At 43.8% G+C, this 1470-nt stretch carries 1 protein-coding gene; it reads right to left on the reverse strand.

The features are described from left to right. Positions 1-660, reverse strand: a 660-nt coding sequence (locus QUB25_RS29645; RefSeq protein ID WP_333189058.1) for a reverse transcriptase N-terminal domain-containing protein, incomplete at its 3' end; no start/stop codon positions are given. Positions 661-1470 lie beyond the last annotated feature (810 nt).

The following is a 1470-nucleotide window of genomic DNA, read 5'->3' on the forward strand; positions in this document are numbered from 1 at the left end:
GTCAATTACTCCAGACTTTAGCCAGGACTTTACTTGTCTCCTGACTTTTCCTTTTACGTTCAACTTTTGGAGTAGTTCATAATGGTTGATGCGGTCAAAGCATTTGGCTATGTCTGCATCTAATACAAACTTCGCTTTATGCTGAATACAGACTTTAATCTGCTTAATCGCATCGTGACATGACCTGCCCGGTCTAAATCCATAGCTGTTTGGCTCAAAAATTGCCTCCCATTCCGGCTCAAGTGCGGATTTTACTACGGCTTGTAAAGCTCTGTCATACATAACAGGAATTCCCAGTGGGCGTTTTTCATTACTTCCTGGTTTTGGTATCCAAACTCTTCTAGTCGGTTTGGATCTGCCAGTTAGCTTTAATTCCCTTGCCAGTTCTAGACGATCTGCTGGGGACAAGGATTTTACCCCATCCACTCCTGCCGTCTTTTTTCCCTGGTTGTCCTGAGTTACCCTTCTTACTGACAAAATCCTATTAGACCAAGACCTCATCAGCGTCTTCTGAAGTTTGCGAACTTTCTTGACATCTCCACAACGGGAAGCAGCGAAAATGCGTTTTTGCAACTTGAAAACATATCTTTCAGCTTGACGCCAATTAATATCCTTCCATCCCTCTGTATTTGTTGCCAAATCAGATTTAGGCTTGTTCATTACTAATTGCACCTTTTCACTTAATCACCTTCGCGGTTTACGTCTGCATATCCTGGGCATTACCCCATCCCTTTTTCGGCATTACCTGTTATTTCAGGTTAGGCATTAGCTTCTTAAACCATCCCAACCTTTCGCAGCGTGTAGCCTGACAGCCTACCTCCACAATCGATTTGAAGAGGAGCATACAAAAGGATTACTTCGTTCCTACTATCCATTGATTAAATCCGTTAGGGTTTGTCTTTCCGCCGGGGTTCTAGGTGGTGCGCTATCTCGGTAGTAGAAACCTGATAGTCCTTACCCTTGTCAGATATTCCTGACCCAGAAGCTCAGATTTCTCTGATTAGCTTATATCCTCTGGTAATAGGTTTCGACGGTTGAATCGACAATTCGTTAGCTGGCGCTTCTACCCCACGACTTCATTGCTTTGGCAATGATTCGGTTATAGGATTTTTGCTTACGGTGTCGGTATTCAGCTATCCCGATTGCCCGTTTTCACCCTCGCTTTACACCAAGGTTGTCAATCTTTGTGTAGAGGAAACCAAATTTAATTTTGGTTCTTTGTGTGCTTTCAATCACGCACCATGATGTCAGGACTTGGTTTATTTTGGATTTTAGTTATGATGTTGGTATAATCATCTTTCCCGTTTTCCCCTAGTTGTCTTGGCTGAGTGCTCGACTAGGTTTCCTCACCTGCATGAATAGTAAGTTGTCATCGACGGGGGATTAAAGTGCGAACTCCAACCCTATAGGATTTACCCCACCGCTGCTAGTCATCCCCCCTTTTCGGGTTTCGACTAAACGAATCGCACC

Origin of the sequence: Microcoleus sp. B3-D7 (assembly GCF_036705305.1) — a bacterium.
Classification (GTDB): Bacteria; Cyanobacteriota; Cyanobacteriia; order Cyanobacteriales; family Microcoleaceae; genus Microcoleus.